This is a genomic window from Streptomyces sp. NPDC054783 (genome assembly GCF_053611725.1).
Window position 1 is genome coordinate 1 of record NZ_JBSHAY010000002.1, and the last position, 25,847, is coordinate 25,847.

Annotated in this window: 16 protein-coding genes and 2 pseudogenes; 13 read left to right on the plus strand and 5 right to left on the minus strand. The window is 71.8% G+C overall.

Features of this window, described 5'->3' with window-relative positions:
• On the minus strand, positions 1–431 hold a 431-nt coding region (locus tag ACWGJ5_RS04320; RefSeq protein ID WP_453308288.1), incomplete at its 3' end, for an IS701 family transposase.
• Positions 432–624: 193 nt separating this feature from the next.
• Between ACWGJ5_RS04320 and ACWGJ5_RS04325 the strand changes: the two genes are divergently transcribed.
• The 10 genes and pseudogenes from ACWGJ5_RS04325 (at position 625) to ACWGJ5_RS04370 (ending at position 11,136) form a co-directional block, all read left to right on the plus strand.
• Positions 625–1,461, plus strand: coding sequence for a hypothetical protein (locus ACWGJ5_RS04325; RefSeq protein ID WP_453308289.1), 837 nt, complete (start codon positions 625–627; stop codon positions 1,459–1,461).
• Between the two features lie 235 nt (positions 1,462–1,696).
• A pseudogene (locus tag ACWGJ5_RS04330) lies at positions 1,697–2,070 on the plus strand (transposase); the annotation flags it as partial.
• 54 nt (positions 2,071–2,124) lie between these two features.
• Positions 2,125–2,529 (plus strand): annotated as a pseudogene (locus ACWGJ5_RS04335) (tyrosine-type recombinase/integrase); the annotation flags it as partial.
• A gap of 248 nt (positions 2,530–2,777) precedes the next feature.
• Positions 2,778–2,963, plus strand: coding sequence for a hypothetical protein (locus tag ACWGJ5_RS04340; RefSeq protein WP_228623374.1), 186 nt, complete (start codon positions 2,778–2,780; stop codon positions 2,961–2,963).
• A gap of 92 nt (positions 2,964–3,055) precedes the next feature.
• Positions 3,056–3,823, plus strand: coding sequence for a hypothetical protein (locus ACWGJ5_RS04345; RefSeq protein WP_453308290.1), 768 nt, complete (start codon positions 3,056–3,058; stop codon positions 3,821–3,823).
• Positions 3,824–3,834: 11 nt separating this feature from the next.
• Complete coding sequence (locus ACWGJ5_RS04350; RefSeq protein ID WP_453308291.1) at positions 3,835–4,734, plus strand: multinuclear nonheme iron-dependent oxidase; 900 nt, start codon at positions 3,835–3,837, stop codon at positions 4,732–4,734.
• Positions 4,731–7,820 (plus strand): carbamoyltransferase C-terminal domain-containing protein, encoded by a 3,090-nt coding sequence (locus ACWGJ5_RS04355; protein WP_453308292.1) that lies wholly within the window; start codon positions 4,731–4,733, stop codon positions 7,818–7,820. Before ACWGJ5_RS04350 ends, ACWGJ5_RS04355 begins: the two co-directional genes overlap by 4 nt.
• On the plus strand, positions 7,817–9,055 hold the full coding sequence (locus tag ACWGJ5_RS04360) for a YcaO-like family protein (protein ID WP_453308293.1): 1,239 nt from the start codon (positions 7,817–7,819) through the stop codon (positions 9,053–9,055). Before ACWGJ5_RS04355 ends, ACWGJ5_RS04360 begins: the two co-directional genes overlap by 4 nt.
• Positions 9,042–9,815 (plus strand): TfuA-like protein, encoded by a 774-nt coding sequence (locus ACWGJ5_RS04365; RefSeq protein WP_453308294.1) that lies wholly within the window; start codon positions 9,042–9,044, stop codon positions 9,813–9,815. The genes ACWGJ5_RS04360 and ACWGJ5_RS04365 overlap by 14 nt, the downstream gene beginning before the upstream one ends.
• Positions 9,816–9,861: 46 nt before the next feature.
• On the plus strand, positions 9,862–11,136 hold the full coding sequence (locus ACWGJ5_RS04370) for an MFS transporter (RefSeq protein ID WP_453308295.1): 1,275 nt from the start codon (positions 9,862–9,864) through the stop codon (positions 11,134–11,136).
• Here ACWGJ5_RS04370 and ACWGJ5_RS04375 read toward each other — a convergent pair.
• The 4 genes from ACWGJ5_RS04375 to ACWGJ5_RS04390 all read right to left on the minus strand — a co-directional run bounded on the left by ACWGJ5_RS04375 (position 11,069) and on the right by ACWGJ5_RS04390 (position 17,876).
• The gene (locus ACWGJ5_RS04375) at positions 11,069–11,629 is read right to left on the minus strand and encodes a GNAT family N-acetyltransferase (protein ID WP_453308296.1); all 561 of its coding nucleotides are present in this window, start codon (positions 11,627–11,629) and stop codon (positions 11,069–11,071) included. The two genes, ACWGJ5_RS04370 and ACWGJ5_RS04375, sit on opposite strands and share 68 nt — an antisense overlap.
• Before the next feature lie 105 nt (positions 11,630–11,734).
• Positions 11,735–13,291, minus strand: coding sequence for an alpha/beta hydrolase (locus tag ACWGJ5_RS04380; RefSeq protein WP_453308297.1), 1,557 nt, complete (start codon positions 13,289–13,291; stop codon positions 11,735–11,737).
• Between the two features lie 147 nt (positions 13,292–13,438).
• Positions 13,439–14,983, minus strand: coding sequence for an alpha/beta hydrolase (locus ACWGJ5_RS04385; RefSeq protein ID WP_453308298.1), 1,545 nt, complete (start codon positions 14,981–14,983; stop codon positions 13,439–13,441).
• 85 nt (positions 14,984–15,068) lie between these two features.
• Positions 15,069–17,876, minus strand: a complete 2,808-nt coding sequence (locus ACWGJ5_RS04390) for a lysylphosphatidylglycerol synthase domain-containing protein (RefSeq protein ID WP_453308299.1) — start codon at positions 17,874–17,876, stop codon at positions 15,069–15,071.
• 186 nt (positions 17,877–18,062) lie between these two features.
• Between ACWGJ5_RS04390 and ACWGJ5_RS04395 the strand changes: the two genes are divergently transcribed.
• The 3 genes from ACWGJ5_RS04395 (at position 18,063) to ACWGJ5_RS04405 (ending at position 25,847) form a co-directional block, all read left to right on the plus strand.
• Positions 18,063–18,449, plus strand: a complete 387-nt coding sequence (locus ACWGJ5_RS04395; protein ID WP_453308300.1) for an MGMT family protein — start codon at positions 18,063–18,065, stop codon at positions 18,447–18,449.
• A 257-nt stretch (positions 18,450–18,706) separates the two neighbouring features.
• Positions 18,707–22,057 carry an ATP-dependent helicase gene (locus ACWGJ5_RS04400; RefSeq protein WP_453308301.1) on the plus strand — a complete coding sequence of 1,117 codons (3,351 nt, stop codon included), beginning with the start codon at positions 18,707–18,709 and terminating at the stop codon, positions 22,055–22,057.
• A 157-nt stretch (positions 22,058–22,214) separates the two neighbouring features.
• On the plus strand, positions 22,215–25,847 hold the full coding sequence (locus tag ACWGJ5_RS04405) for a UvrD-helicase domain-containing protein (protein ID WP_453308302.1): 3,633 nt from the start codon (positions 22,215–22,217) through the stop codon (positions 25,845–25,847).

Genomic DNA, 25,847 nt, shown 5'->3' on the forward strand with positions numbered 1-25,847 from the left:
ACCGCCGCCGAGGCACTGTCGGAGGCCAGGTGCAGCGACACTCCGGCCTGGCAGTTGGTGACCTTGCCCGCGGTGCCGGTGTACTGCCTGGCCACGCACGCCGAGGCGTCCCCGTCCTTGAGGAAGCCCGTGTCATCCACGACGAACGCGGTCGGCTTGATCACCTGCTGCATCCGCCAGGCCAGACGCGCACGCACATGCGCCGCCTCCCACGGACTGGAGGTGATGAAGTGCGCCAGGGCCTGCCGGTTGCCGTCCTCACCCAGCCGGGCGGCCATCGGCTCCACCGACTTGCGCCGCCCGTCCAGCAGCAGCCCTCGCAGATAGACCCCGCCCCACCGGCGCTGATCCGCCCGCGCGAACGGCTCGAACATCTCCGCCGCGAAGTCCTCCAGATCACACCGGACCGCGGCCAACTCCCCACCCAGCACACCCGGTCAACGACACACCCGATCAAACAGACACGCCACCGGCGAATGAACCTGACCAAGCACTACTAGCGGATCTTCAGAAGTGGCGCACCTGCCAACCCGTACCTCCCTAGCATTAGGTGACGGGCGTCACAGCGGAGGATAAGTGTCAACAATTGCAACTATTGCTGCCGATTCGTCCAGTTTGACAGACATGCAGCAAAAGCTGATCGTCGGGTTGACGAGTGCATTCGTCGGCATCTTCGGAACCCTCCTGGTTCACTTCCTCAAATCGCGCCAAGAGCCGCGAAAAAAGGTTTCCTGGGATTCCATCACAGAGCCCGGCCTCGGCGGCATCGACCCTAAACTCAGAGATAAATTGCGGATCTCCTACAATGGAACGCAAGTAGATAACCTATTTTCCGCCCGATATAGGCTCACAAATAGCGGAAATACGGTTATCAAGAATCAGAGGATTCGCTTCTCAATCCCGCCCGATGTGAAGGTTTTGGAACTCGCTCCAGCGCCGGACCCTGAACCGGAGTTGAAGGTTGAGAGAAGTCCAGAATCAACAAGTGGGCAGATCGTTTACACAATCGGACAGCTAGAGCGGGGCGAGGAGGTAAGTTTCAGCCTCGTCCTCAACGGCCAAAACGCACGGCAATGGAAAGCTAAGACGTCCAACGAGGAGGGGGACGTAGACGTTAATGAGCGTGACGCTCAGCGAAACGTCGAAGACCGAGCTCATGTAGTACCCTTCTTGACTTCAGCGTTCCTCCTTTTCACTGTGCCTCCGATGGTTAGCAATCTCCTGTTCGACGATGCACTGGGGGATGCACTTGCCGCTCTACTTGGCATCACATTCCTTTTGTCGTCCCTCCTCCACTTGCACCCGACCCTCCGGCTCATCAGGGATACTTTTTTCTCAGGCGGAACCAAAGGCACGAACATCGAAGGGGATGCTTTGTTCTTTAACGGCGCCATCGGGGGAGACGTAACAGGAAAACTCGTGCAGCACAGGAAACAAGGAGATGACACAGCGCAGATCTGAATTAACACAACCAATTGCATCCCGCACCAGGGCCTGTGGCACCTTATTGGCTAATTAGCCACCAGACTTCTTCTGGTGCCACGCTTGCATGTCTATAGGGCGGCGGAGCGGCTTTGGGCTGGAGCTGATTTGGCGCGAGTGATCATGGCCCCTTAAGCTTCCGGCGAGTCGGGCAGTCTGTGGACCTGCCCGTTAAGACACCGTTTCTTTTGGCGGGGCGCGGCGTTAAGCCCACGTGGAGAGGCTTGTAGAGCATCTGGTTCCGGACGGTTTATGGGAGTTGTTCCGACGGGTTGTGCCGCCGACGGTCGTGCAGCGGCCGCAGGGTGGTGGCCGTCGGCGTGCTGGCGACCGGGAGGTGCTGGCGGCGATCGTGTTCGTCGCCACGTCCGGCTGCACCTGGCGCCAGCTCCCCCCAGTCTTCGGAGCCCGTTGGCAGACGGTCTACCGCCGGTTTGCCCAGTGGAGCCGGGACCGAGTGTGGGCCCGGTTGCACCGAGTCATCCTTGACGAACTCGGCGCCCAGGGCGAGCTGGACTGGTCCCGGTGCGCCATCGACTCGGTGAGCATCCGCGCCGTCAAAGGGGGCCACTGACGGGACCGAATCCGAAACCGGCACCGCTCGGTCAGCGGTCATCAGGGCGCCTACGACATGCGGGAGACATCAGCCGGCACCCGCCCGCCGCCGTGACGCTGCCCTGGCGAGCGGTCGACGGTGCACCGGTCACGGCATCCGTGCTCTTCAGCAGAAGTCAGGGCCGCCCGGTGAACCGAAACGACTTCAACCGCGGGGCCTGGCGCCCGGCCCTCGATGCGTCGAGCATCCCTCTCGGCCGGGCGAGCGGCATACATTCGCTGAGGCACTTCTACGCCTCGGTCCTGTTGGACGCGGGGGAGAGCATCAAGGCTCTGTCCGAGTACCTCGGGCACCACGACCCGGGCTTCACCCTGCGGACGTACACGCACCTGATGCCCAGCAGTGAGAAGCGGACTCGCGACGCGGTGAACCGTGCCTTCGCGGACGGCCCGGACACCGATGACGGCCCCACGACGGCCCCGGGGGAGTGAGGAGGCAGGAGACACGCAGGTCAGCCCGAGCATGGCCTGACTTGCCGGTCTACTGATCACGGGTCCCCCCCGAACGGCGGGACCGACGAAGCCCACGGCTCTGACCAGTTCAGATGCCGTGGGCTTCTGTCGTTGGTGGTCGGCGTCGATCGTACGTTCCAGCCGCGTTCAGACGGGACTCGAGTTCCTCCTCCTAGCTTTGGTGATCGCCAGAGAGACGACGTTCTCAACTGCCACAGGGAGACTCGATGTCCGACAAGACCACTGCCATCCTCGCTGCCCTCGACGGTGACAAGACCCTGCGTTCGGCGATCATCCAGCACCTCGCCACGACCCACGCGCAGGAGTTCGTCAACCCGCTGCGCGCCGAGCTCGGCGGCAACGACGACCTTTCGCTGGGCGCCGTGAACTCCAACAAGGAGTGGCAGGAGTAACGAGCCGCGACCCCGGCCGGGTTCCCTCCGGGGGGCCCGGCCGCCCGTTTTTCCCCACACCCCTTGTCCAAGTCGAAACGGCGGTGATCGCCTTGCCCACCCTCGCCCCCGACGCGTGCGCCGTCGGGCCCGGTACGACCCGCGCGCTGCTGCTGCGCGACGACCGGGAGGCCCGCACGGAGCTGCTGCTCCGCCTGCTCTACTCGAAGACGTCCGCCGACGTGGTCGCTGACGCGCTGGCCGCCGGCGAGGTGCGGGTGTGCCCGGAGACGGCCGCGGTGCTCGCCACCGTCGACTTCCACGCCCTGACCGTGGAACGCGCGGCCCGGCTGCGGAACCTGAACCGCCACCTGCAGCGCACCTGCCCGCCGCTGTGGCAGTGCCTCGACAAGAAGACCCTCACGCCGCTGGTCGAGGGCTACGCGGACTCCGACGCGTTCTGGCGCAGCACCGGTCGCACGCTGTTCGAGAACTTCTGTCTTTACGCCCACGGCGCCGTCCGGGGCCGGTCCGCGCTGCTCGGGGACGTCTTCCAGCTCTTCGGGCTGGTGAGCCGCTTCTCCGCGCCCGAGCTGATCGCGCCGCCCGAGGACGTGTGCGCCTGTACGACCGGGATCCCGGGCGAAGGCATGGACATGACGAAGTCGGCCTTCTCCCCCTGGGACGACGACGGGCTGCTGCCGCCGGTCGTGCCGGGCGCCCTCCAGGTCGAGTCGTTCCGGTCCGCCTGGCGCCTGGTCGACGAGCGGGGCCGGCTGCCGCGCTCCGCGGAGCCCGGCGCACTCGAACCCGGTGACCACCAGATCGTCGTAGCCGCCTTCCCCGGTCACCGGGTGACGGCCGCGGCCCTTCCGCTGTGAAGCAGGTCAGCATGACACCAGCAAAGGCTCAGACCATCGCCCGGCTCGGCTTCGGGCTCGACTGGCAGTACCGCGACCGCTACCCGCAGAGCATGGCCGAGCTGCGTACCAAGTACGACGGCCGGCTCAGCCACCTCTCGGTGGTGTCCCTGCCCAGTGCCGGGGACGCGCGGGTCTTCATGGACGAGTGCGCCCGCGGGCTGCCCGTGGTGCATCATCTGCCCGGCGTGGCACCGGCGGCGCCAGGCGGCCCCAACCTCGAGCTCTACACCCGCCTGGAGGCGGTGAGCGACGTCCTGGACGCCGTGTGGACGTGCGAGGACATCGGTCTGTGGTCGATCGGCCCGTATCCGCTGCCGTACTTCACCCCGCCCCTGTTCGAACCCGAGCTCGCCGACCACGTCGTCGAGGGCATCCGCACACTGCACCGCCTCGGCCGCTACCCGTTCGTGCCGGAGATCCCCTCCTGCACGCTGGCGGTCGGGCGGATGAGCCTCGGCGACTTCTTCCACCGGGTCACCGACGGCGCCGACTGCGATCTGCTGCTCGACGTCGCCCACGTCTTCTCGTACGCGGTCGCCGCGCGCCGGCCCTTCGCGGAGGTGCTGCGCTCGCTGCCGCTGGAACGGGTGGTGGAGATCCACGTGGCGGGCGGCTACATCGACCCGACCTTCGACAACCGCTACCTCGACACCCACAGCCACTCGGTGGCCCCGGCCGTCATCGACCTGCTCCAGGAGGCGGTGGCCGCCTCGCCGCGGCTGCGGGCCGTGACGTACGAGATCGGGGTCGGCCTCGACGCCGGGAACCTCGACGAGGACTTCGGCCGGATCGAGGAGCTGCTCGCCCAGACCGACTGGACGCCGGCGGTCGTAGGCGCGTCCGGCCTGGCCCCGGCGGGTGCGGCATGACGGGGATTGGGGCGGGTGTCCGCGTCCTCGTGATGAGCGACGGGTCCGTACCGGCCGCGGAGGGCTCGCCCACCGACGGCCACACCGAGCGGGTGGCCCGGCTGTGCGCGCGGCTCGCGCCCGGCGCGGAGATCGGGTACGCCTGCGCCGCGGACCTCAAGGCCCGCACTCTCGCCGCCGATCTGCGCCGCATCGTCACCGGCTGGGACGTCGTCGCCATGCCCTGGTCCTCCCCCGAACCGGACGCCGAACGTCTCGGTGTGCGACGCGCCTTCGAGGAGGTCGCCCGCGATCCGGCCATGCCCCTTTTCGTCGCCGCCGCCGGCCACGACGGCCCGGGACGCCTGCGCTTTCCCGCCTCCTGTACGTCGGTGCTGGCGGTCGGCGTGACGGGGGCCGACGGGGCGCCGACGGCGTACTGCGGGACGGACCTGGTGGGCCGTAAGCCACAGGTGCTGGTCGCGGACGGGGCGTATCCGACCGAGTCCGCGTCCGGTGGGTTCGAGCCGATGCGGGGGACCTCGGCGGCGGTCGGGGTGGTCGCCGGGTGGGCGGCCGTGGTGCTGGGGCGGTTGCGGGGCGGTGGGAAAGCGGTGCCCTCGGCGTTGTTGCGGGCCGCGCTGCTCGCCTCGGCCGGGCCCGGTGGCGTGCTGGAGGGCGGGCCCCAGGACCTGGACGCGTCGGCTGCCCAGGGTGCCGACGTGCAGGTGTTCGCCCTGGACAGCGGGGAGTTGCGGCTGCGCGTCGGCAGCGGGTCGGCGCGGGTCGCCGTCGTCGCGGCGGGGGCCGCGGAAACCGTCTTCGGCGGAGACCGGCCGCTGTGGCAGCCGCCCGCGGCCGAGATGTCCGTAACGGTTTCACGGGCCGAGCGTGCGACCGGCGCCGGGTGGCTGGTGGCGGACGCCGAGGAGGGCACCGTCACGGTCGAGTGCTCCGGCCCGGCCTATGCGGCCGTGGGCGGGAGGGTCGTGGCGGAGGAGACCGGGCGGGCTCCGCACGCCGCACCCGCCGCTCGGCGCGGGCCCGTCGTCCTCGGGCTGTCCGCCAGTCACGACGCCTCCGCGTGTCTGCTGAGCGACGGGGTGCCGCGCGTCGGTGTGCAGCAGGAGCGGGTCACGCGGCGCAAGCACGACGGGGTCGGCTATCTGAACTCCCGTGCGGCGGCCGACTACTGCCTGGGCTCGGCCGGGGTGGGCGTCGCGGAGGTCGACGCGTTCGCGTTCAACGCGCAGCCGCTGCTGCCCGGTTACGTCGGTCTCTCGGTGCCGTCCGCGGCGCGGGACTTCGACCTCTTCGGCCCGTTCGACGAGCGGGTCGTGTACGTCTCGCACCATCTCGCCCACGCCTTCTCGGCGTTCTGGACCTCGCCGTTCGAGGAGGCGGTGGTCGTCGTCTGCGACGGCTCGGGCGGTTCCGTGCTGGGCGCGGACGACCTGCTGATCAGCGGGCCGGAGCTGAAGGAGTACCTGGAGCGGCCGCTGGAGGGGCGGCTGCCGCGGATCCACGTCTTCTCCGTCTACCACTTCGACCGCGGCGGATACCGGCTGCTGTTCAGGGAGCTGGCCGACTCCTTCAACGTACGCGTCGGATCGTCGTCGATCGGGGAGACGTACGCGGCGGTCAGCCAGTACGTCTTCGGGGACTGGCAGGAGGGCAGCGGCAAGCTCATGGGCCTCGCCCCCTGGGGCAAGCCCGGCAACGCGGGGCCCAGTCTGCTCGAGGACGGCCCCGACGGTCTGCCGCGTTTCCGCGCCGACTGGAAGGACCTGTACCGCCGCCCGTCCGACGGCAGCGATCCGCTGGACCACGCAGACCTCGCCGCCCGCGTCCAGGCCGACCTGGAGGAGGCGCTCCTCGCCCGGGTGCGGTACGCGATGACGCTGGTCCCAGGCTGCCGGAACCTCGCCTACGCCGGCGGTGTCGCACTCAACTCCGTGGCCAACGACCTGATCGCCCGGGAGAGCGGCGCCGACCGCTTCTTCGTGGTGCCTGCGGCGAGCGACGCCGGCGTCTCCCTGGGCGCCGCGGCGGCCGCGCACTTCCGGCTCACCGGCTCGACCCGACGGGACATCGGCGAGTTCGACGACTACCTGGGCCATCCCTACACCCAGGAGGACCACGACAGCGCCCTCGCGCTCGTCGGGGACCGGGTCGCGGCCGAGCCGCTCAGTCTGCCCGGCCTCGCGGACCGGGTCGCGGCCGGCGAGGTGATCGGCTGGTTCCGGGGCGGCTCTGAGTTCGGGCCGCGCGCGCTGGGCCACCGGTCGGTGTTCGCGGACGCCCGCAGCCGGGACACCTGGGACTTCATCAACGCGCAGATCAAGTTCCGGGAGGACTTCCGCCCGCTGGCGCCGATCGTGCCGGAGGAGGTCGCCGCGAAGTACTTCGAACTCGACGCCCCCTCCCCGCACATGCTGCGGGTGGTCAAGGTGCGCGAGGAGTACCGGGCCGAGCTGGCGGCCGTCACCCACGTCGACGGCACGGCCCGGGTACAGACCGTGTCCGAGGCCGCCAACCCCGAGGTGCACCGGCTGCTGCACCTGGTCGGAGAGCGCACCGGCTTCCCGGTGATGGTCAACACCTCCCTCAACCGGCGCGGCGAACCCATGATCGAGACACCCGGCCAGGCCCTCGACATGCTGCTGGCCACACACCTGAGCGGCATGGTCCTCGGCGACCGCTTCGTCCGCCGGCTCGCCGGACTCGGTACGACGCTCGACCTCGACTCCTGCATCGCCCTGGCACCCGGTGCCCGCCTCCGGTGGGAACAGGACGGGTCCGCAATCCGGCTGCGCATCACCGGCGGAGCCGAGGGGAAGGCCGGGCTGCGCCTGCCGGAGTGGGCGTTCACCGCGCTGTCGCGGGCCGGGTCGGGACGGCCGTTGTCCGCGTATCTGCCGGGGTGCCTGAAGGGCACGGACACCGAAGTCGACGCGGCGCTGGCCTTTCTGACGGCACTGCACGCGCGCTGCCTGGTGGTCGTGACACGCACGCGTGCCGTGGCCGACCGGACGACCGCGCCGACGGACGACAGCACGCCCGAGCCGCATCCACCCGTACGCCCCCGTCAGGGAGGCAGGCCATGACCGACCTTCTCGCGCCCGCTCAGACCCACGCCCTCACCTGGCTGGAGGAGCGCGGAGGCGCCCCCGCCATGGTGTCGTGCGGCACCTCGCACCGGTCCGTGGCCGCCGAGGAGGCCGTCGCCCGGGTGTGGCCGCTGCGCAACCGGCTCGGCATCAGCCGGGTCGCCGACCTCACCCCGCTGGACGTCCTCGGCATCCCGGTGTTCAGCGTGACGCGGCCGGGCGCCCGCGCCGGTCAGATCACCCTGTGCCAGGGCAAGGGCAACGGAAGGACCGAGGCGCTGGCCTCCGCCCTGTTCGAGGCCCTGGAACGGCACTGTGGTTCCCTGCCCCGCCCGCTGCGGACCGCCCGGCCGTCCGAACTCGACGCCGCCGGCCTCGTACGACTGGACGCCGCCGACCTCGGACTGTCCGCACTGCCCGACGAACCCATGGAGTGGATCGGCGGCACGGACGCCCGCGACGGAACCGACGTACTGCTTCCGGCCGCCGAGGTGGTCTTCCCGTACGACACCCCGCCGGGCCACGTACGGCCCGTACGCCCGAGCACCACAGGGCTGGCCTCCGGCGCGACCTTCGCCGAGGCCGTGCTGCACGCCCTGTACGAGGTGGTCGAGCGGGACGCCACCTCCCGCTATCTGCACGGCGGTCCGGGGCGGCTGGTCGGCCTGGACACCATCAACGGCGCCGCCGAGGCGGAGCTGCTGCACAAGTACGCGCGGGCCGAGGTCGACACCGTGGTCGTCGACCTCACCCATACGACGGTCCTGCCGACGTTCGCCGTGTTCCTGTCCGACCCGAACGCCGCCCAGGCCCACCTCGCCGTCTCCGGCTTCGGCACCCATCCCAACGCCGGGGTCGCGCTGCGCCGGGCGCTGACCGAGGCCGCGCAGGCGCGGGCCACCGCGATCCAGGGCAGCCGGGAGGACCTCGACCGGGTCGCCGACGTCTACCGTGCGGACCCGGCCCGGCAGCGCTCGGTGTTCCTGCGGCGCGCGCTGGCCGCCAAGGTCGAGGGCGTCACCGACTTCCGCGAGCTGCCCGACCCGCCGCCGCGGTCGACCCGCGCCACGCTGCGGCACGTCGCCGAACGGCTGGCGTACGGCGGTTACGACCGCGTCGTCTGCACCGACCTGACCGTCCAGGAGTTCGGCCTGCCCGTCGCCCATGTCGCGGTGCCCGGCATGGTCGACTCCGTCGTCGACCCCGGCAGGAGCCATCGTGTGGCCCAATGACGCAGCCAGGCCGATCGTGTTCGGCGCCGCCTCTGTCCACCCGCTGGACCCGGCCGTGCTGGCCGGCGTGGAACTGCGGCCGCCGGTGCGCCGCGGCGACCTCGCGCCGCTGCTCGACCGCAGGCCCGGCACGGTGGTGCTGATCGACGGGCTGTTCGGCGGGTCGATGGCCGTCACCCCGACCGAGTGCCGGGAACTGCTCGACGCCGGCTGGACGATGGTGGGCGCCTCCAGCATGGGGGCACTGCGGGCCGCCGACCTGTGGCCGCTGGGCGCGATCGGCATCGGCGACGTCTTCACCCTGTACCGGCTGGGCGCGCTGACCTCGGACGCCGATGTCGCCACCCTGCTGGACGCCGACGCCGACCACGCCGAGCTGACGGTGTCCGTCGTCCACCTGCGGGCGGTCCTGGCGGCCGCGACCGGCTCGGGCGTCCTCGCCCCCGCCCTGCGGACGGCGATGTCCCGGGCCGCCGAGGACGTCCACTGGACCGAGCGGTCGTGGCCGGCGTGCCGGGTGGCCTGGCGTGAGCTGGGTGTGGCCGAGCCGGTGATCGCCGCGGTGCTGCGGCTCGGCCGGGAGACGTCCCTGCACCCGAAGGTGCGCGACGCCGACACCGCGCTGCGCTCGGTGCTGTCGAACGCCTGGACCGGCGACGGCATCGATCCGGTACGGCGCTGCCCGGCCTGCCAGGAGCGCCTGGAGGGTGCCCTGTTCTGCCCCACCTGTGTCTCCGAGGCGCACGAGACGTGCCTGTGAGTCACCACATGTCTGTGGATCACCAGGAAAGGACCGGTGACTGATCATGCCGATGTCGGTGGCCGCACGGTTCAGGATCCGCCCCACCGGCCCGACCGAAGGACGGCTGCTGACGACGGTCGGCATCGATGCCGTCGGCGGCGGCCTGTTCCTGGCCGGGGCCACCCTCTTCTACTCGCGGGTGGCCGGGCTGTCCGCCGGCCAGATCGGCGTCGGGCTGTCCGTGCTGGGCGTGGTGGCGCTCGCCGCGACCGTCCCCAACGGCGCCCTGGTGGACCGGATCGGGCCGCGGCGCGCGCTGATCGTGCTGCATCTGTGGCGCGCGCTGTGGTGTTCCGCGCTGGCCTTCGTCGGCTCCTTCTGGCAGTTCCTCACCGTGCTGGTCCTGCTGGGGCTCGCCGAGTACGCCGGTATGCCCGCCCTCCAGACCTACGTCGGTGCTGCCTTCTCGGACGCCGAGCGGGTCGGCGTGATGGCCAGGGTGCAGGTGCTGAAGAACGCCGGGTTCCTGGTGGGCGCGCTGCTGGCGGCGGTGGCCGTGGGCGTCGGCTCGGATCTCGCGTACCGGTCGCTGCTGCTGGGCGACGCCCTGTCCTTCGTCGTCGCGGCGGCGCTGATGGTGTCGGTGCGCGAGGTGGGCGGCCGCTGCAAGGGCCGGGCGCGCACGGCGCTGGCGCCGTTCCGCAACCGTCGGTTCCTGCTGCTGACCTGCTGCAACGGATTCCTCCAGCTCAACCTGTCGGTGCTGGTGATCGGCATGCCGCTGTGGGTGACCCGCGCGACCGAGGCGCCGGAGGCGATCGCGCCGCTGCTCATCGCCGTCAACACCGTGATCGCCATCGCGCTCCAGGTGCCGATGAGCAGGGGCGCCGAGACGGTGCCCGGCGCGGGCCGGCACATGCGGCGCGCGGGGATGTCCCTCGCCCTGATGTGCGGCACGCTGACGCTCGCGTCCTGGGTGCCGCCGACGGCGGCCGTGACGCTGATGCTGGCCTCGGTGGTGCTGCACACCCTCGGCGAGATCTGGCACGCCTCGGGCGGCTGGGGTCTGCAGTTCGCGCTGTCCCCCGAGGCCGAGCGCGGGAGTTACGCCGCCGCCTACAGCCTGGGCCCGACCGCCGAGGGCATGGTCGGGCCGTCGCTGGTCGCGGGCGGTGTGGTGGCCGCGGGGGCGGTTGGCTGGACGGTGCTGGGCGTGCTGTTCGCGGCCGCGGGGCTGGGCGCGCACACGCTGGCGGTGCGCGCCGCCCGGGTCACAGAACCGGGTGGTCGTCGTGCAGCACTCGCTGGAACATCCGGTGGTCCCGCCACTGTCCGTTGATGTGCAGATAGCGCGGGGCCATGCCGATCGCCTCGAACCCGCACTTCTCCAGCACCCGTTGGGAGCCGGTGTTCTCCAGGAGGGTGGTCGCCTCGAGACGGTGCAGCCCGACCTTGTCCCGGGCGATCTGGCAGACCCGCTCCACGGCTGCGGTCGCGAGTCCCCGGCCCTGCTGGTTCTCGGCGACCCAGTAGCCCAGATAGGAACTGCAGAAAGGCCCCATGACGATTCCGGACAGCGTGATGGCCCCCACGATCCGCCCGTCGGACTCGAAGAGCCAGGGCACGAGCCGGCCGTCCGCGTACTGCCGTTCCTGTTCTTCCAGGCGCTGTGCCTGACCGTCCACGGTGAAGAAGGATTCCGGGCGGCGCGGCTCCCAGGGTTCGAGGTATTTCCGGTTCTCGACATAGGCGGTGCACAGCGCCGGGGCGTCCGCCGGTTCGGCGAGCCGCAATATCACGCCGTCCGTGATTTCTTCGCTTCCGATGTCCATGCGCGCACCCTAGTGTCCTGAGTCGGAGACTCGTCGGCTGTCGGTCGGCACTTAGCGGCAGATCCGTCACCGATACCTCGAACCGTGCCGGGACGCCCGTCCGGGTCAGGAGCAGACCTTGCCGTCCTTCGGCACCGTCCCGTTCAACAGGTAGGCGTTCACCGTCGAGTCGACGCAGTCGCTGCCGTTGCCGTACGACCCGTGCCCCTCGCCCTTCCAGGTGAGCTCGACGCCGACGCCCTTGCCGAGTTCGTCGGCCATCCTGCGGGCGCCCTCGTAGGGCGTGGCCGGGTCGCCGGTGTTGCCGACCAGCAGGATGGGTGCCGCTCCCGGTGCGCTGACCTCCGGAGTCGTGTACTGGCCCGGCACCGGCCAGTCGTGGCACCAGCCGGCCGTGTCCCAGCCCAGGAAGTCCCCGAACACCGGCGAGATCCGCTCGAACTGCGCCAGCCGCTTCTTCGTCTCCGCGAGCGTCGGCCGCTCCTTCTCGTCCAGGCACGATATGACCCGCTGAGAGTGGGACGTCGTGCCGTAGCGCCCCGAGGAGTCCCGTTCGTCGTAGCCGTCCGCGAGCGTCAGCAGCGGTGAACCGTCCCCCTTCTGCGCCGAGTCGAGCGCAGCGGTCAGCCTCGGCCAGCTGGACTCGCTGTACAGCGGCAGGACGATCCCGGTGACCGCCAGGGTCTCGGTCAGCTTGCGCCCGGACGACGTCGGCAGCGGTCGCGCGTCGATCCGCCGCAGCAGGGCCGCGATCTTCCGGGTGCCCTGTTCGGGGTCCTGGCCGGTCGACTTCAGGTAGTCGTCCAGAGCCCGCTGGAAGCCCCGGGTCTGGTTCTCGGCTTGGCCCACCGTGTCCGCGGTCGGGTCGACCACCGCGTCGAGGATCAGCCGTCCCACCCGCTTCGGGAACAAGTGGGCGTACACACCGCCGAGTTCGGTGCCGTAGGAGATGCCGAAGTAGTGCATCCGTGCATCGCCGAGGACCTGGCGCATCAGGTCCATGTCGCGGGCGGTGTCGGTGGTGGACACATGGGCCAGCAGCTTGCCGGCGGCCTTCTGACAGCCCTTGCCGAAGTCCGTGGCGTCCTGGAAGAACGCCTTCTCCTCCTGCGGGGTGTCCGGTGTGGCGTCCACGTCCTCGGCGGCCTCGATCTGCCGGTCGCCGCGGCAGCGGACGCCCTCACTGGCGCCGACCCCGCGCGGGTCCCAGCTCACCAGGTCGTAGCGCTCACGGAGTTTCGGCACGGTGGCCGCGTAGTACGGCATCATCTCCCGGCCCGAGCCGCCGGGGCCGCCGAAGTTGAACAGCAGCGAGCCGATACGGTTCCCGCCCGTCGCCCGCGCGCGGATCAGTGCCAGGCCGATCGTCGCACCGTCCGGCTCGGACCAGTCCAGCGGCACCTTGAGCGTCGCGCACCGCCAGTCGCCGCTCGGCGCGGGGGAGTCCCCCGTGGCCTTGCAGCCGTGCCAGTCGAGGCGCTGGGAGGTGAGGGAGGCGGGCAGGTCCGTCGCAGGCGCCGATGGCGGAGCCGCCCTCGTACCCTTGTCCTCGCCGCCCTCGTGCCCCTTCCCGTTGCCGCCCCCGTCCGACGAGCCGCCGCCGCAGCCGGCCATCAGCAGCGCCGCGGCCACCGCGGCCGTCCAGCGCAGGAATCGCCTCATACGCGCCCCCCTCACAGGCCCTTCGCGTCGTGCCGCGCCGGGCGTTCAGGCCATGGTAGGCGCACCCGACCGAGCCCGTGACGACCTGTGGATAACCCTCTGACCAGCGATTTCTCCATGGCTGTGGGGTTTCAGGTTCCGGGGTCCTCAGAAGCAGACCGTGCCGGCCTGCGGTTCCCTCCCGTCCAGCAGATAGCCGTTCACCGCGCTCTGCACGCACCTGTTCTTGCTGTCGTACGCGCCGTGTCCCTGGCCCTTGTACGTCAGCTCGACGGCGACGCCCTTGCCGAGCGCGTCCACCATCTTCTTCGCGCCCTCGTACGGGGTGGCCGGGTCGCCGGTGTTGCCGACGACGAGGATGGGCGCCGAGCCCGGCGCGCTGACGTCGGGATGGTCGGCGGCACCCGCCACCGGCCAGTCGGTGCAGCTGAGCATGCCCCAGGCCAGGTAGTCCCCGAACAGCGGGGAGGCCGCACGGAACTCGGGCAGCTTCTGCTGGACGTAGTCGGCGGTGTACCGCGGCTTCTGGTCGGCGCAGCTGATGGCGATGTTCGCCGCGGTGATGTTGCTGTACTCGCCGTCCTCGCTGCGGCCGTTCATCGAGTCGGACAGCAGCATGAGGATCTTGCCGTCGCCCGCGTACGCCTGCTCCAGGCCTTCGGTGAGGTACTCCCAGAAGTCCTTGGAGTACAGGGACTGCGCGATGCCGTTCGTCGCTGCGGTCTGGGTGAGCTGGCGCGGCGCGATGCCGGGGATCGGCCTCTTCTCCAGGTCGTCCAGCAGTTTCGCGATGCGGTTCTTCACGTCCTGCGGGGTGGTGCCGATCGGGCATTCCGCGGGCTTCGACGTGCAGTCCTCGGCAAAGTTGTCCAGCGCGAGCTGGAAGCCCTGGGCCTGTCCGAGCGAGCTCTGTTCGGGGTTCTGCGTGGGGTCGACGACGGCGTCGAGCACGGCCCGGCCGACGTTCTTGGGGAACAGGTGGGCGTACACACCGCCGAGTTCGGTGCCGTAGGAGATGCCGAAGTAGTGCAGTTTGTCGTCGCCGAGGACCTGGCGCATCAGGTCCATGTCGCGGGCCGCGTCGGTGGTGGCCACGTGCGGCAGGACCTTCTTGGAGTTCTTCTCGCAGGCCGCGTTGAACTGCTTGGTGCGGTCCAGGAGCCGGGTGCGCTCGGCGCTGTTGTCCGGGGTGGCGTCCTGCTGGAAGTACGTGTCGAGCTGGGAGTCGCTCTCGCACTTCACCGGCGCGCTGCGGCCGACCCCGCGCGGGTCGAAGCTGACCAGGTCGTAGCGGGTGCGCAGGGCGGCGTAGTCCGAGGCGAACGCGGGCAGCGTGCTGACGCCGCTGCCGCCGGGGCCGCCGAAGTTGAACACGAGCGAGCCGATCCGCCGGTGCGCGGGGCCGCTGGCCTTGGCGCGGATCAGGGCGATGCCGATGGTGTCGCCCTTCGGGTTGCTCCAGTCCAAGGGCGCCTTCATGGTGGCGCACTGCCATGTGCCGCCGTTCGGCAGCGGAGACGGGGCGCTGCCGCCGCCCTCGGCCTCCGACGGAGCCGGGCAGTTCTTCCAGTCCAGCTTCTGCGCCGCGAGGCCGCCGTCCTTGACGCCGTCGCCGCACCCGGCCAACGGGGTGCAGAGCAACAGGGCAACGGTGGCCAGGGCAGCGGCGCGCAGCCGGGAGGGGTTCGCCATGTTCCCATCCTGGAGGCGTGCACGCCGGGGCGCGCGGGGCGCGAGCCGTACGAGGTACGGGCGCCCGGTGCCGTCGTAGGGCTCCCTACAGGGCTCCCTTGCGGGTGAGCTGGTTGAAGGCCAGCCAACCCGGCAGCACGGGCAGCCACAGCGTCAGCAGGCGGTACAGCAGGACGGCCGGGGCGGCGACCTCCTTGGGCAGGCCGACGGCGATCAGGCCGACCGTCAGGGTCGCCTCCACGGCGCCCACGCCGCCCGGGGTGGGCGCCGCGGACCCGAGCGCGTTGCCGGCGAGGAAGACCACGGCGACGCTGGCGATGCTGAGCGAGGCCGAGCCGTCGCCGAACGCCCGGATGGAGGCGTCCAGGCACATCACGAAGCAGAACGTCAGCAGCAGGATGCCGCCGATACCGGTGATCAGCTTCTGGGGTCGCTGCAGCACATCGAGCATGCGGGGCACGACACCGGCGAACAGTGACCGCACACGCGTGACGACGAATTTCCGCAGGAACGGCACCGAGGTCACCACGAGCACCAGCACCGCGACCGTCAGCAGACCCGCGATGACCGTCCGGGACGGCGACAGGGACGGCGTTTTCTCGGTGCCGGTGAGATAGCCGAAGGACAGCAGCATCAGGATGTGGAAGCCGAGCCCGGCCAGCTGCGAGGCGCCCACGCTCGCCACCGCGAGCCCCGGCCTGACCCCCGCACGCTGCAGATACCGCGTGTTGAGGGCCACACCGCCGACCGCGGCCGGTGCCACGATCTTCACGAAGGAGCCGGCCACCTGGGCCCCCACGGCCCGCAGGAACGGCACCCGCTCCGGCACGAACCCCAGGAGCTGCATCGCCGCCGCGACATAGCTGAGCGCCGAGAACAGCACGGCGGCGACGACCCAGCCCCACTGGGCGTTGGCCACGAGCGGCCCGAACTCGATGTGTGTGAGCTGCGTCAGCAGGAAGTACGCGCCGATCGCACCGGCGATGAAACTGATCAGCGTGCGCGGCCGCACCCGCTCCAGCCGGGCCGGCTCCACCGGCGCCTGCGGCCTGATCCGCAGCACCTCATGGCGGATCTGGGTGAGCAGATCCTCCTCGCGCGCCTCCTCCAGAGCCTCGTCGACGGCACGCTTCTCGGCCCGCGCCTGGGCGCGTACGGCCTTCTTGGCGGCCTTCCCCAGGGCCTGCGTGCCCTCGCCCTCCGCTCCGGCTGCCTCCGGACGCGCCTGCTTGGCCTGCCGGGACGCCTCCAGCACCGCCTCGCGCTCGCGCTGGGCCTGTTCCCGGGCCAGTTTGCGCAGCGTCGCGCGCGTGGAGCGGGTCAGGGCGATCGGCTGGAGCAGCGGCAGGCAGTCGGCGACCGCGTCGGGCCCGAGCACCCGGACCGCCGAGGCCACCGCACGTTCGGCGCCCACCCGCAGGCCGAGCGTCGTGACCAGCTGGGCCACGTCCATGCGCAGCAGCAGCTCGCCGGCCGCGATCTCACCGCCGCGCAGTTCGGTCAGGATCACCCTGCCGGAACGATCCACCAGAATCGCGTCACCCGCGAGTCTGCGGTGTGCGATGCGCCGCGACTGCAGCGCCTGCGCCTGGTGCCAGGTGTTGCGCAGCAGCTCGTCGGTGATCTCCTCGTCGGCCAGCGAGTCGAGCGTGCGCCCGCCGGTGTGCTCGTAGACGAGCATGACGGCGTCCGGACCGAGTTCGGCGGTGGCGATCAGCTTGGGTGCGTTGGCGCCCGCCGCGATCGCCGCGTACGCCAGCAGCGCCTCCTGCTCCAGCGCCTGGCGCAGCGACTGGAGGCTGGAGCGGGTGGCGAAGCCGCGCAGGGTGAGATTGCGCCACGCGCGGTAGAAGAAGCCCTGGGCCTGCTGTTCCCGGTCCACGACCGTGACGTCCAGCGGCGGGCCGTCCTCCAGGGTGACGAAGTAGCGTCGGCCGCGGTCGCCGTTCTCCGTCTCCACGGCCTCCTCGCGGGCCGCGCTGACGGGGTGGAAGCCGACGTGCCTGAGGCCCGCCATCAGGGTCTGCCCGGTGGGGCGGACGTTGGGGGAGCCGACCGCGTACAGCGTGCCGTAGGCGATGGTCCAGCCGATCAGCACCGTCAGGATGATCGAGAAGGGGGTCGTGTAGCCGGTGACCAGCATCGAGAACGCGTCGAGCAGCAGCACGATCCACAGCACCGCGCGCCATCTGGGTCTGCGGGACATGCCGACGGCCGTCATGTAGGCGATGACGGGTGCCAGATAGCCGTGCACGGGATCGGTCAGGGCGTGGATGTCGCCCGGGGACGGCTGGGTGAGCGCCTCCTGGAGCGAGTCCGGTGCGGCCCGCGCGACCCAAAGGTCTGTGGCGAGGGTCACCCCGTGGGCCAGGACCGCCGCGAGGACACCGTCGGCGATGCGCAGCCCGTCGCGTTTGATCAGCCGCTCGATCGCGAAGGCGACCGGCACCAGCAGGATCGCGATGCTGGAGGCCAGACCCGCGATCTTGATGAGCAGGTCGGGGGCCTGGCCGGTGCCCTTGTTGATGTCCTGCTCGAAGCCCGAGGTGGTGCCGTGCGCGAATGCGGCGATCGCGAGCAGCACCACGATGGCGAGCACGCCCACCATGAGCCGCATGAGGTCGGACGGACGGTGCACGCGCGCGGGGAGCAGCGGTTCGTCGCCCTCCACGGCCTCGGCGTGCGAATCGTCGCCGGCGCCCGGACCGTGGCCGTGAGAGGTGTTCTCCGGAACGTGCGCTCCCTTGGTGCTGTCGTCTGCGTCGGCCGCGCTGTTCTCACGCGTCTCACACGCGCGTGTGCCGTCGTCCCCCGCGCCTCCGGCGGTGTCGGGGCGCGCGGCGGCGTCAGGGGTGCCCGCCGCGTCTTCGGGGTGCACGCCCTGCTGCTTCATGCTCTCTTCTTGGTCTCGTATCACCAGTCACCGCCCGCACGATGGTGGCATGCCCCACCGGCACACGCGGGCATCAGGGTGCGGATGCGCGGGCGCACAGTCTGCCGGAAGCGCCGTCCGGGGGCGAGAGGGCCGCTCCTCACGGTCCGCGCCGCGTTGTCGGTGGGGTGCGGCAGGATGGGGCGAATGAGCGAGCAGAGCCGTGCCGAGGACACCCCCGAGGAGTACGCGGACGCGCTGCCCGAGTACGCCGAGCGGGTGCTCGAGGTCGCCGAGCGGATCCCGCCGGGCCGGGTCATGACGTACGGCGATGTCGCCGAGTGGCTCGAGGAAGGGGGGCCGCGGCAGGTCGGCCGGGTGATGTCGCTGTACGGAGGCGCCGTCCCGTGGTGGCGCGTCGTACGCGCCGACGGGGTGCTGCTGCCCGGCCACGAACTGCGCGCGCTGGACCACTACCGCGCGGAGGGCACCCCGCTGAAGGAGGCGGCCAGGAGCGCCGAGGGGCATCTGCCGCGGATCGACATGCGGCGGGCCCGATGGGACGGCGGGGCGGGCGCGGTGGCTCACACCTGACAGCTTCCGCCATCCGATGCCCTCGGGGAGAGCCCGTGGCACGAATGGGTGACCTGGGGGACATCCGTGGCATGACGTACGTTCGTGGGTGGTGGGGCGCAAGTGGCACGAGCGCCGCGAGGGAAGAAGCGGAAGCCCTGCTTCCGTCCGGAGCGGCGGCGTAGCGTCGGCTGCACGCGTCCCCCTCACCCCGCGGCCACCGCCTCGCGCCCGTGACCGCCCGCCCACCAGCACGAACACCAGGACCGGCCAATCACGTGAGCTCCTCTTCCTCCACCAGGCGCCTGTCGCACCCTCCGGTGCGGCAGGGGGGCCGTGGCGCTTACCGACTGGTCCGTACCCCGCCGGCTGCCGTCGACCCCCCTCGTCTGGACGCGGCACAGCGTGCCGTGGTTGACCACCGCAGCGGACCCCTGCTCGTCCTCGCCGGTCCCGGCACCGGCAAGACCACCACCCTCGTCGAGTCCGTGGCCGCGCGGATCGCCCGCGGCGCCGACCCCGAACGCATCCTGGTGCTGACGTTCAGCCGTAAGGCCGCCGTCGACCTGCGCGACCGCATGGCCCTGCGCATCGGCGCCGCCCGCGCACCGCGCGCGACGACGTTCCACTCGTACTGCTACGCACTGGTGCGCGCCCACCAGGACAGCGGCCTGTTCACCGACCCGCTGCGACTGCTCTCCGGCCCGGAACAGGACGTCACCGTCCGCGAGCTGCTCGCCGGGCAGCCCGAATTGCAGCGGCTCGGACTGGCGCACGTGCGCTGGCCCGACGAACTGCGCGCCTGCCTGACCACACGGGGCTTCGCCGACGAGGTCCGCGCGGTCCTCGCCCGCAGCCGTGAGCTGGGCCTCGGTCCCGACGCACTGGACGCCTTCGCGCGCCGTATCGGCCGCCCCGACTGGCGCGCCGCGGCCGCGTTCCTCGCCGAGTACCTGGACGTGCTCGACATGCAGGGCGTGATCGACTACGCGGAACTGGTCCACCGCGCGGTCCTGCTCGCCCACCGCCCCGAGACCGCCGCACGGCTCGCCGCCCAGTACGACGCCGTGTACGTCGACGAGTACCAGGACACCGACCCCGCCCAGGTGCGGCTTCTGCACGCGCTGGCCGACGGCCGCACGCTGCTTGCCTTCGGCGACCCCGACCAGTCGATCTACGCCTTCCGGGGCGCGGACGTGAACGGCATCCTCGACTTCCCGGCGGCCTTCCCGCGCGCGGACGGCCGCCCCGCCCCCGTCGAGGTGCTGCGCACCTCCCGCCGCTGTGGCGCCGCCCTGCTCGCCGCCACCCGGCTGATCACCCAGCGCATGCCGTTGCCCCGGCTGCCCGCCGACAAGGTCCGCGCCCACCGGGAGCCGGCCGCGGTACGGGACGGGGGCCGCGTCGAGGTCTACACATACCCGACAGCAGGTACGGAACTGGACAACATCGCGGACATCCTGCGCCGCGCGCACCTGGAGGACGGCACCGCCTGGAGCGACATGGCCGTCCTGGTCCGGGCCGGCTCCCGCACCTTGCCCACCCTCCGCCGCGCCCTCACCGCGGCCGGCGTCCCGCTGGACATCGACGGCGACGACCTGCCTCTTCGCCACGAGCCGGCGGTGGCCCCGCTGCTGACGGCCCTGCGCGCGGTGGCCACGGCGGAGGCACACGGCCGAGAGGAGGACGCCACCGCACTCGGCCCGAAGAGCCCACCGGCCCCCGACGAAGTCCGAGAAGACACTCCTGACATCCCCTGGCTCGACACCGAGACCGCGCTCACCCTGCTCGCCTCACCCCTCGCCGGCATGGACCCGGCCGACCTGCGCCGCCTCGGCCGTGCCCTGCGCGAGGAGGAGCGGGCGGCCGGCAACCCGCTGCCGCCCCCCTCCGACGTACTGCTCGCGCGGGCGCTCGCCGAACCCGAGCGCCTGGCCGTGCACGACCCGGCGTACGCGCGCGGGGCGCAGCGCCTCGGCGCGCTGCTCCGCAAGGCCCGTGAACGGCTCGCAAGCGGCGGCACGGCCGAGGAGACGCTGTGGGACCTGTGGGAGGGCACTCCGTGGCCCGCGCGCCTGGAGCGGGCCGCCCGGCGCGGCGGCGCGGCCGGCCGCAACGCCGACCGGGACCTGGACGCCGTGTGCGCGCTGTTCGCCACCGCCGCGCGCGCGGAGGAGCGCACCGGAGGCCGGGGCGCGCTGAACTTCCTGGAGGAGACCGAGGCCGAGGACATCGCTGCCGACACGCTCACGCGCCGCGCGGTACGCCCCGACGCCGTACGCCTGATGACCGCGCACCGCGCCAAGGGCCTGCAGTGGCGGCTGGTCGTCGTCGCCGGTGTCCAGGAAGGCCTGTGGCCCGACCTGCGCCGCCGCGGCTCCCTCCTGGAAGCCGACCGCATCGGCCGCGACGGACTCGCCGAACCGCTCACCCCGGGCGCACTGCTCGCCGAGGAGCGCAGGCTGTTCTACGTGGCCGCCACGCGTGCGCGTGACCGCCTCGTCGTCACCGCGGTGAAGGCACCGGCCGACGACGGCGACCAGCCGTCCCGCTTCCTGACCGAGCTCGGCGTGGAGCCGAAGGACGTCACCGGCCGCCCCCGCCGTCCGCTGTCCGTGGCCGCGCTCGTCGCCGAGCTGCGCGCCACCACGGTCGACCCGCGCGTGTCCGCCGTCCTGCGGGAGGCCGCCGCGCGCCGCCTGGCCCGGCTCGCCGCCCTCGCCGACGAGGACGGCCGCCCGCTGGTGCCGTCCGCGCACCCCTACCGCTGGTGGGGCATGTACGACCCGACGGAGAGCAAGGTGCCGCTGCGCCACCGCGACCGGCCCGTCGTGCTCTCCGGCAGCGCCCTGGACCAGCTCGCGAACACCTGCGCCCTCCAGTGGTTCCTGGGCCGCGAGGTGAAGGCCGACGCCCCGGCCACCACCGCACAGGGCTTCGGCAACGTCGTCCACGTCCTCGCCGACGAGGTCGCCTCCGGCCGTACCCCGGCCGACCTCGACGTCCTCATGGAACGCCTGGACTCGGTGTGGAACGCGCTCGCCTTTGACGCGCCCTGGAAGTCGCAGCAGGAGAAGGACAACGCGCGCGTGGCGCTCGAACGCTTCCTGAACTGGCATGTGCTGGATCGCACCGGGCGCACCCCGGTGGCGAGTGAGCAGGACTTCGACGTCACCCTCGAAGCGGGCGACTACCAGGTCCGCATCCGCGGCCAGATGGACCGTGTGGAGACGGACACCGAGGGCCGCGCCTACGTGGTCGACTTCAAGACCGGCAAGCAGGCGCCCAGCGCCGCCGAGGTGGCCCGCCACCCTCAGCTCGCCGTCTACCAGCTCGCCGTCCACGAAGGCGCCGTCGACGAGGTCTTCGACGGCGTACGTCCCGAACCCGGCGGCGCGGAACTGGTGCACCTCAGGCAGGGCGCCGCCAAGCGCGACGGAGGCGACGGCCTGCCCAAGACGCAGGGCCAGGAGCCGCTGTCGGGGCAGTGGGTCGGCGATCTGCTGGCCGCGGCCGCCGGCAAGGTCCTGGACGAGCGGTTCGCGCCGAACACCGGCCAGCACTGCACGCACTGCGCCTTCCGCGCATCGTGCAGCGCGCGGCCCGAGGGGCGGCACGTGGTCGAGTGAGCCACCGGGAGGTGCCGGAGTTCACCGGAAAGGGGCCGGAGTCCACCGGGAGATGCCGGAGTGACGCACGGCACCACAGGAGCTGACCTGCGCTTCTTCCTCCCCGGACGGCCGATCCGGGCTCGACTGTCAGTGTCCGCCGCTAGCCTTTTCCGACATGCCCGCCCGTATCAGCGACCCCGAGCAGCTCAAAGAGCTCCTCGGCATCCCGTTCACCCCGGAGCAGACGGCCTGCATCACCGCGCCGCCCGCCCCGCAGGTGATCGTGGCCGGAGCCGGGTCGGGCAAGACCACCGTGATGGCCGCCCGCGTGGTCTGGCTGGTCGGCACCGGCCAGGTCGCCCCTGAACAGGTCCTCGGCCTGACCTTCACCAACAAGGCCGCCGGCGAGCTGGCCGAACGCGTCCGCAAGGCACTGATCAGGGCCGGCGTCACCGACCCCGATGTCGTCGACCCCGACAACCCGCCCGGTGAACCGGTGATCTCCACCTACCACGCCTTCGCCGGCCGCCTCCTCACCGACCACGGCCTGCGCCTCGGCCTGGAGCCCACCTCCCGGCTGCTCGCGGACGCCACCCGCTACCAGCTCGCCGCGCGCGTGCTGCGCGAGGCTCCCGGCCCCTACCCCGCGCTGACCCGCTCCTTCGCCGACCTCGTCAGCGACCTGCTCACCCTCGACTCCGAACTCGCCGAACACCTCGTCGACCCCGAGGAACTGCGCTCCTGGGACGCGGACCTGCTGCGCACCCTCCAGAACGCCAAGCTCACCAACGCCGACCTGCGCAAAATCCCCGAGACGGCCGCCGCCCGCCGCGAACTCGCCGACCTCGTCCGCCGCTACCGGACGGCCAAACGCGAACGCGACCTGCTCGACTTCGGCGACCAGATCGCCCTGTCGGCCCGCCTCGCCCGCATCCCCGAGGTGGGCCGGCTGCTGCGCGAGGAGTTCCACGTGGTGCTCCTGGACGAGTACCAGGACACCTCCGTGGCCCAACGCGTCCTGCTGGCAGGCCTGTTCGGTGACGGCACGGGCCATCCCGTGACCGCGGTCGGCGACCCCTGCCAGGCCATCTACGGCTGGCGCGGCGCCTCCGTCGCCAACCTGGACGACTTCCCCGCGCACTTCGCGCACGCCGACGGCCGCCCCGCCACCCGGCAGGCCCTCAGCGAGAACCGCCGCAGCGGCGGCCGCCTCCTCGACCTAGCCAACGGGCTCGCCGAGCCGCTGCGCGCCATGCACGCGGGCGTGGAGGCCCTGCGCGCGGCCCCCGGCGCCGAGCACGACGGCGTGGTCCGCTGCGCACTGCTGCCCACCCACGCCGAGGAGATCGACTGGATCGCCGGCTCGATCGCCCACCTCGTGCACACCGGCACCGCCCCCGGCGAAATCGCCGTACTGTGCCGCACGGCGACCGACTTCGCCGAGATCCAGGGCGCCCTCGTCGCGCGGGACGTCCCCGTCGAGGTGGTCGGCCTGTCCGGCCTGCTGCATCTGCCCGAGGTCGCCGACCTCGTGGCCGTCTGCGAGGTTCTGCAGGACCCCGGCGCCAACGCCTCCCTGGTGCGCCTGCTGACCGGCCCGCGCTGGCGCATCGGCCCCCGCGACCTCGCCCTGCTGGGCCGCCGCGCCCGCCTGCTGGTCGCCCACGCGCGCGTGGACGACGGCGACGACCCCGACCGCCGCCTCGCCGCCGCCGTCGAAGGGGTCGACCCGGCCGAGGTGATATCGCTCGCGGACGCCCTCGACACGTTCCTCGAAGCGCCCATGGACGCTGAGGCCGATGACGTCGGGCTGCCGTTCTCGCCGGACGCGCGCGTGCGCTTCGCGCGTCTGGCCGCCGAACTGCGCGAGCTGCGCCGCTCGCTGTCCGACCCGCTGATGGACGTCCTGCACCGCGTGCTCGCCGTCACCGGCCTGGAGGTGGAACTGTCGGCATCCCCGCACGCCCTGGCGGCCCGCCGCCGCGAGACCCTGTCCAACTTCCTGGACGTCGCCGCGTCCTTCGCGGCGAGCGACGGCGAGGCCACTCTGCTCGCCTTCCTCGGCTTCCTGCGCACCGCCGCCCAGTACGAGAAGGGCCTCGACAACGCCCTGCCCGGCGGTGAGAACACCGTCAAGGTGCTCACCGCCCACAAGTCCAAGGGCCTGGAGTGGGACGTCGTTGCCGTCCCCGGACTGGTCAAGGGCACCTTCCCCAGTGCACAGGGCCGCGAGAAGTGGACGGCGCAGGCCAAGGTGGTGCCGCACGCACTGCGCGGCGACACCGACACCCTGCCCGACGTCGACAGCTGGGACGCGCGCGGGCTGAAGGCCTTCCACGAGTCCATGAAGGACCACCAGCACACCGAGGAGCTCCGCCTCGGCTACGTCACCTTCACCCGCCCCCGCTCCCTCCTGCTCGGTTCCGGCCACTGGTGGGGCCCCAGCCAGAAGAAGCCACGCGGCCCCTCCGACTTCCTCCAGGCCCTGCACGACCACTGCGCCGCCGGACACGGCGAGATCGAGGCCTGGGCCGAGGAGCCCGCCGAGGACGCGGAGAATCCCGCCCTGCACACGGCCGGCGCCGATCAGGTGTGGCCGCTCCCGCTGGACGCCGCCGCCCTGGCCCGCCGCCGCGCGGCCGCCGAGATCGTCCTCGCCCACCTGGACGCCCTCGCGGCCCAGGACGCCACCCACCCGCAGGCGGCCCACGACCCCGCCGCCCTCGACGACCCCGACTGGCCGTCGCCCCCGGACGACGACCCCTACGGCGAGGAGCCGTACGACGAGCACGAAGGGGACGTCCCGTACGACGATGGCTTCCCGTACGAGGAGCACGACGAGTTCGACGAGGGCATGCCGTACAGCGAGCGCGGCGCGGACTTCCCCCACGAGGAGGACACCTTCGGCGCCGCGGCCGCCTTCGGCGAGGAGGAAGCGCCGTACGACGCGACCGCCCCCGGCCCGGACGACCCCGCCGACCGGTACGCCTGGAACACCGACCGGTACGCCCGGAGCGCCGGCCGGCCCACGGTCCCGCACCAGGCACCCGCCCCGCCGCACCGCCCCCGCCCCGCCGAGCCGCTGCCCCACCCCGACCTCACCCCGGAGGAGGCCCGCACCATCGCCTCCTGGGACCGGGACCTGGACGCGCTCACCGGCGAGCTGCTGCGCGCCCGCCGGACCGTCACCGACGTCCCGCTGCCCGCCACGCTCACCGCCTCCCAGCTGCTGCGCCTGGCAGAGGACCCGGACGGGCTCGCGCAGGAACTCGCGCGCCCCATGCCACGCCCTCCGCAACCGGCCGCGCGCCGGGGCATCCGGTTCCACGCCTGGGTAGAAGCCCGCTTCGAGGAACTGACGCTGCCCCTGCTGGAACCCGACGAGCTGCCCGGCAGCGACGCCGAGATCGCCGACGAACAGGACCTGGAAGCCCTGAAAGCGGCCTTCGAACGCACCGAGTACGCCCGGCGCACCCCCTACCGGGTCGAGGCTCCCTTCCAGCTCACCCTCGCCGGCCACGTCGTACGAGGCCGCATCGACGCGGTCTACAAGCACGGCGACGGTGACGGGGCGACGTACGAGATCGTCGACTGGAAGACCAGCCGCACCCGCACCGCCGACCCGCTCCAGCTCGCCGTGTACCGGCTGGCCTGGGCCGAGCAGCAGGGCGTGCCGCCCGAGTCGGTCACGGCCGCCTTCCTGTACGTGCGCACCGGCGAGGTCGTACAGCCGCCGGACCTGCCGGACCGGGCCGCCCTGGAGCGGCTCCTCGCGGAAGACTCCGAAACGGCACACCAGGCAACCTGA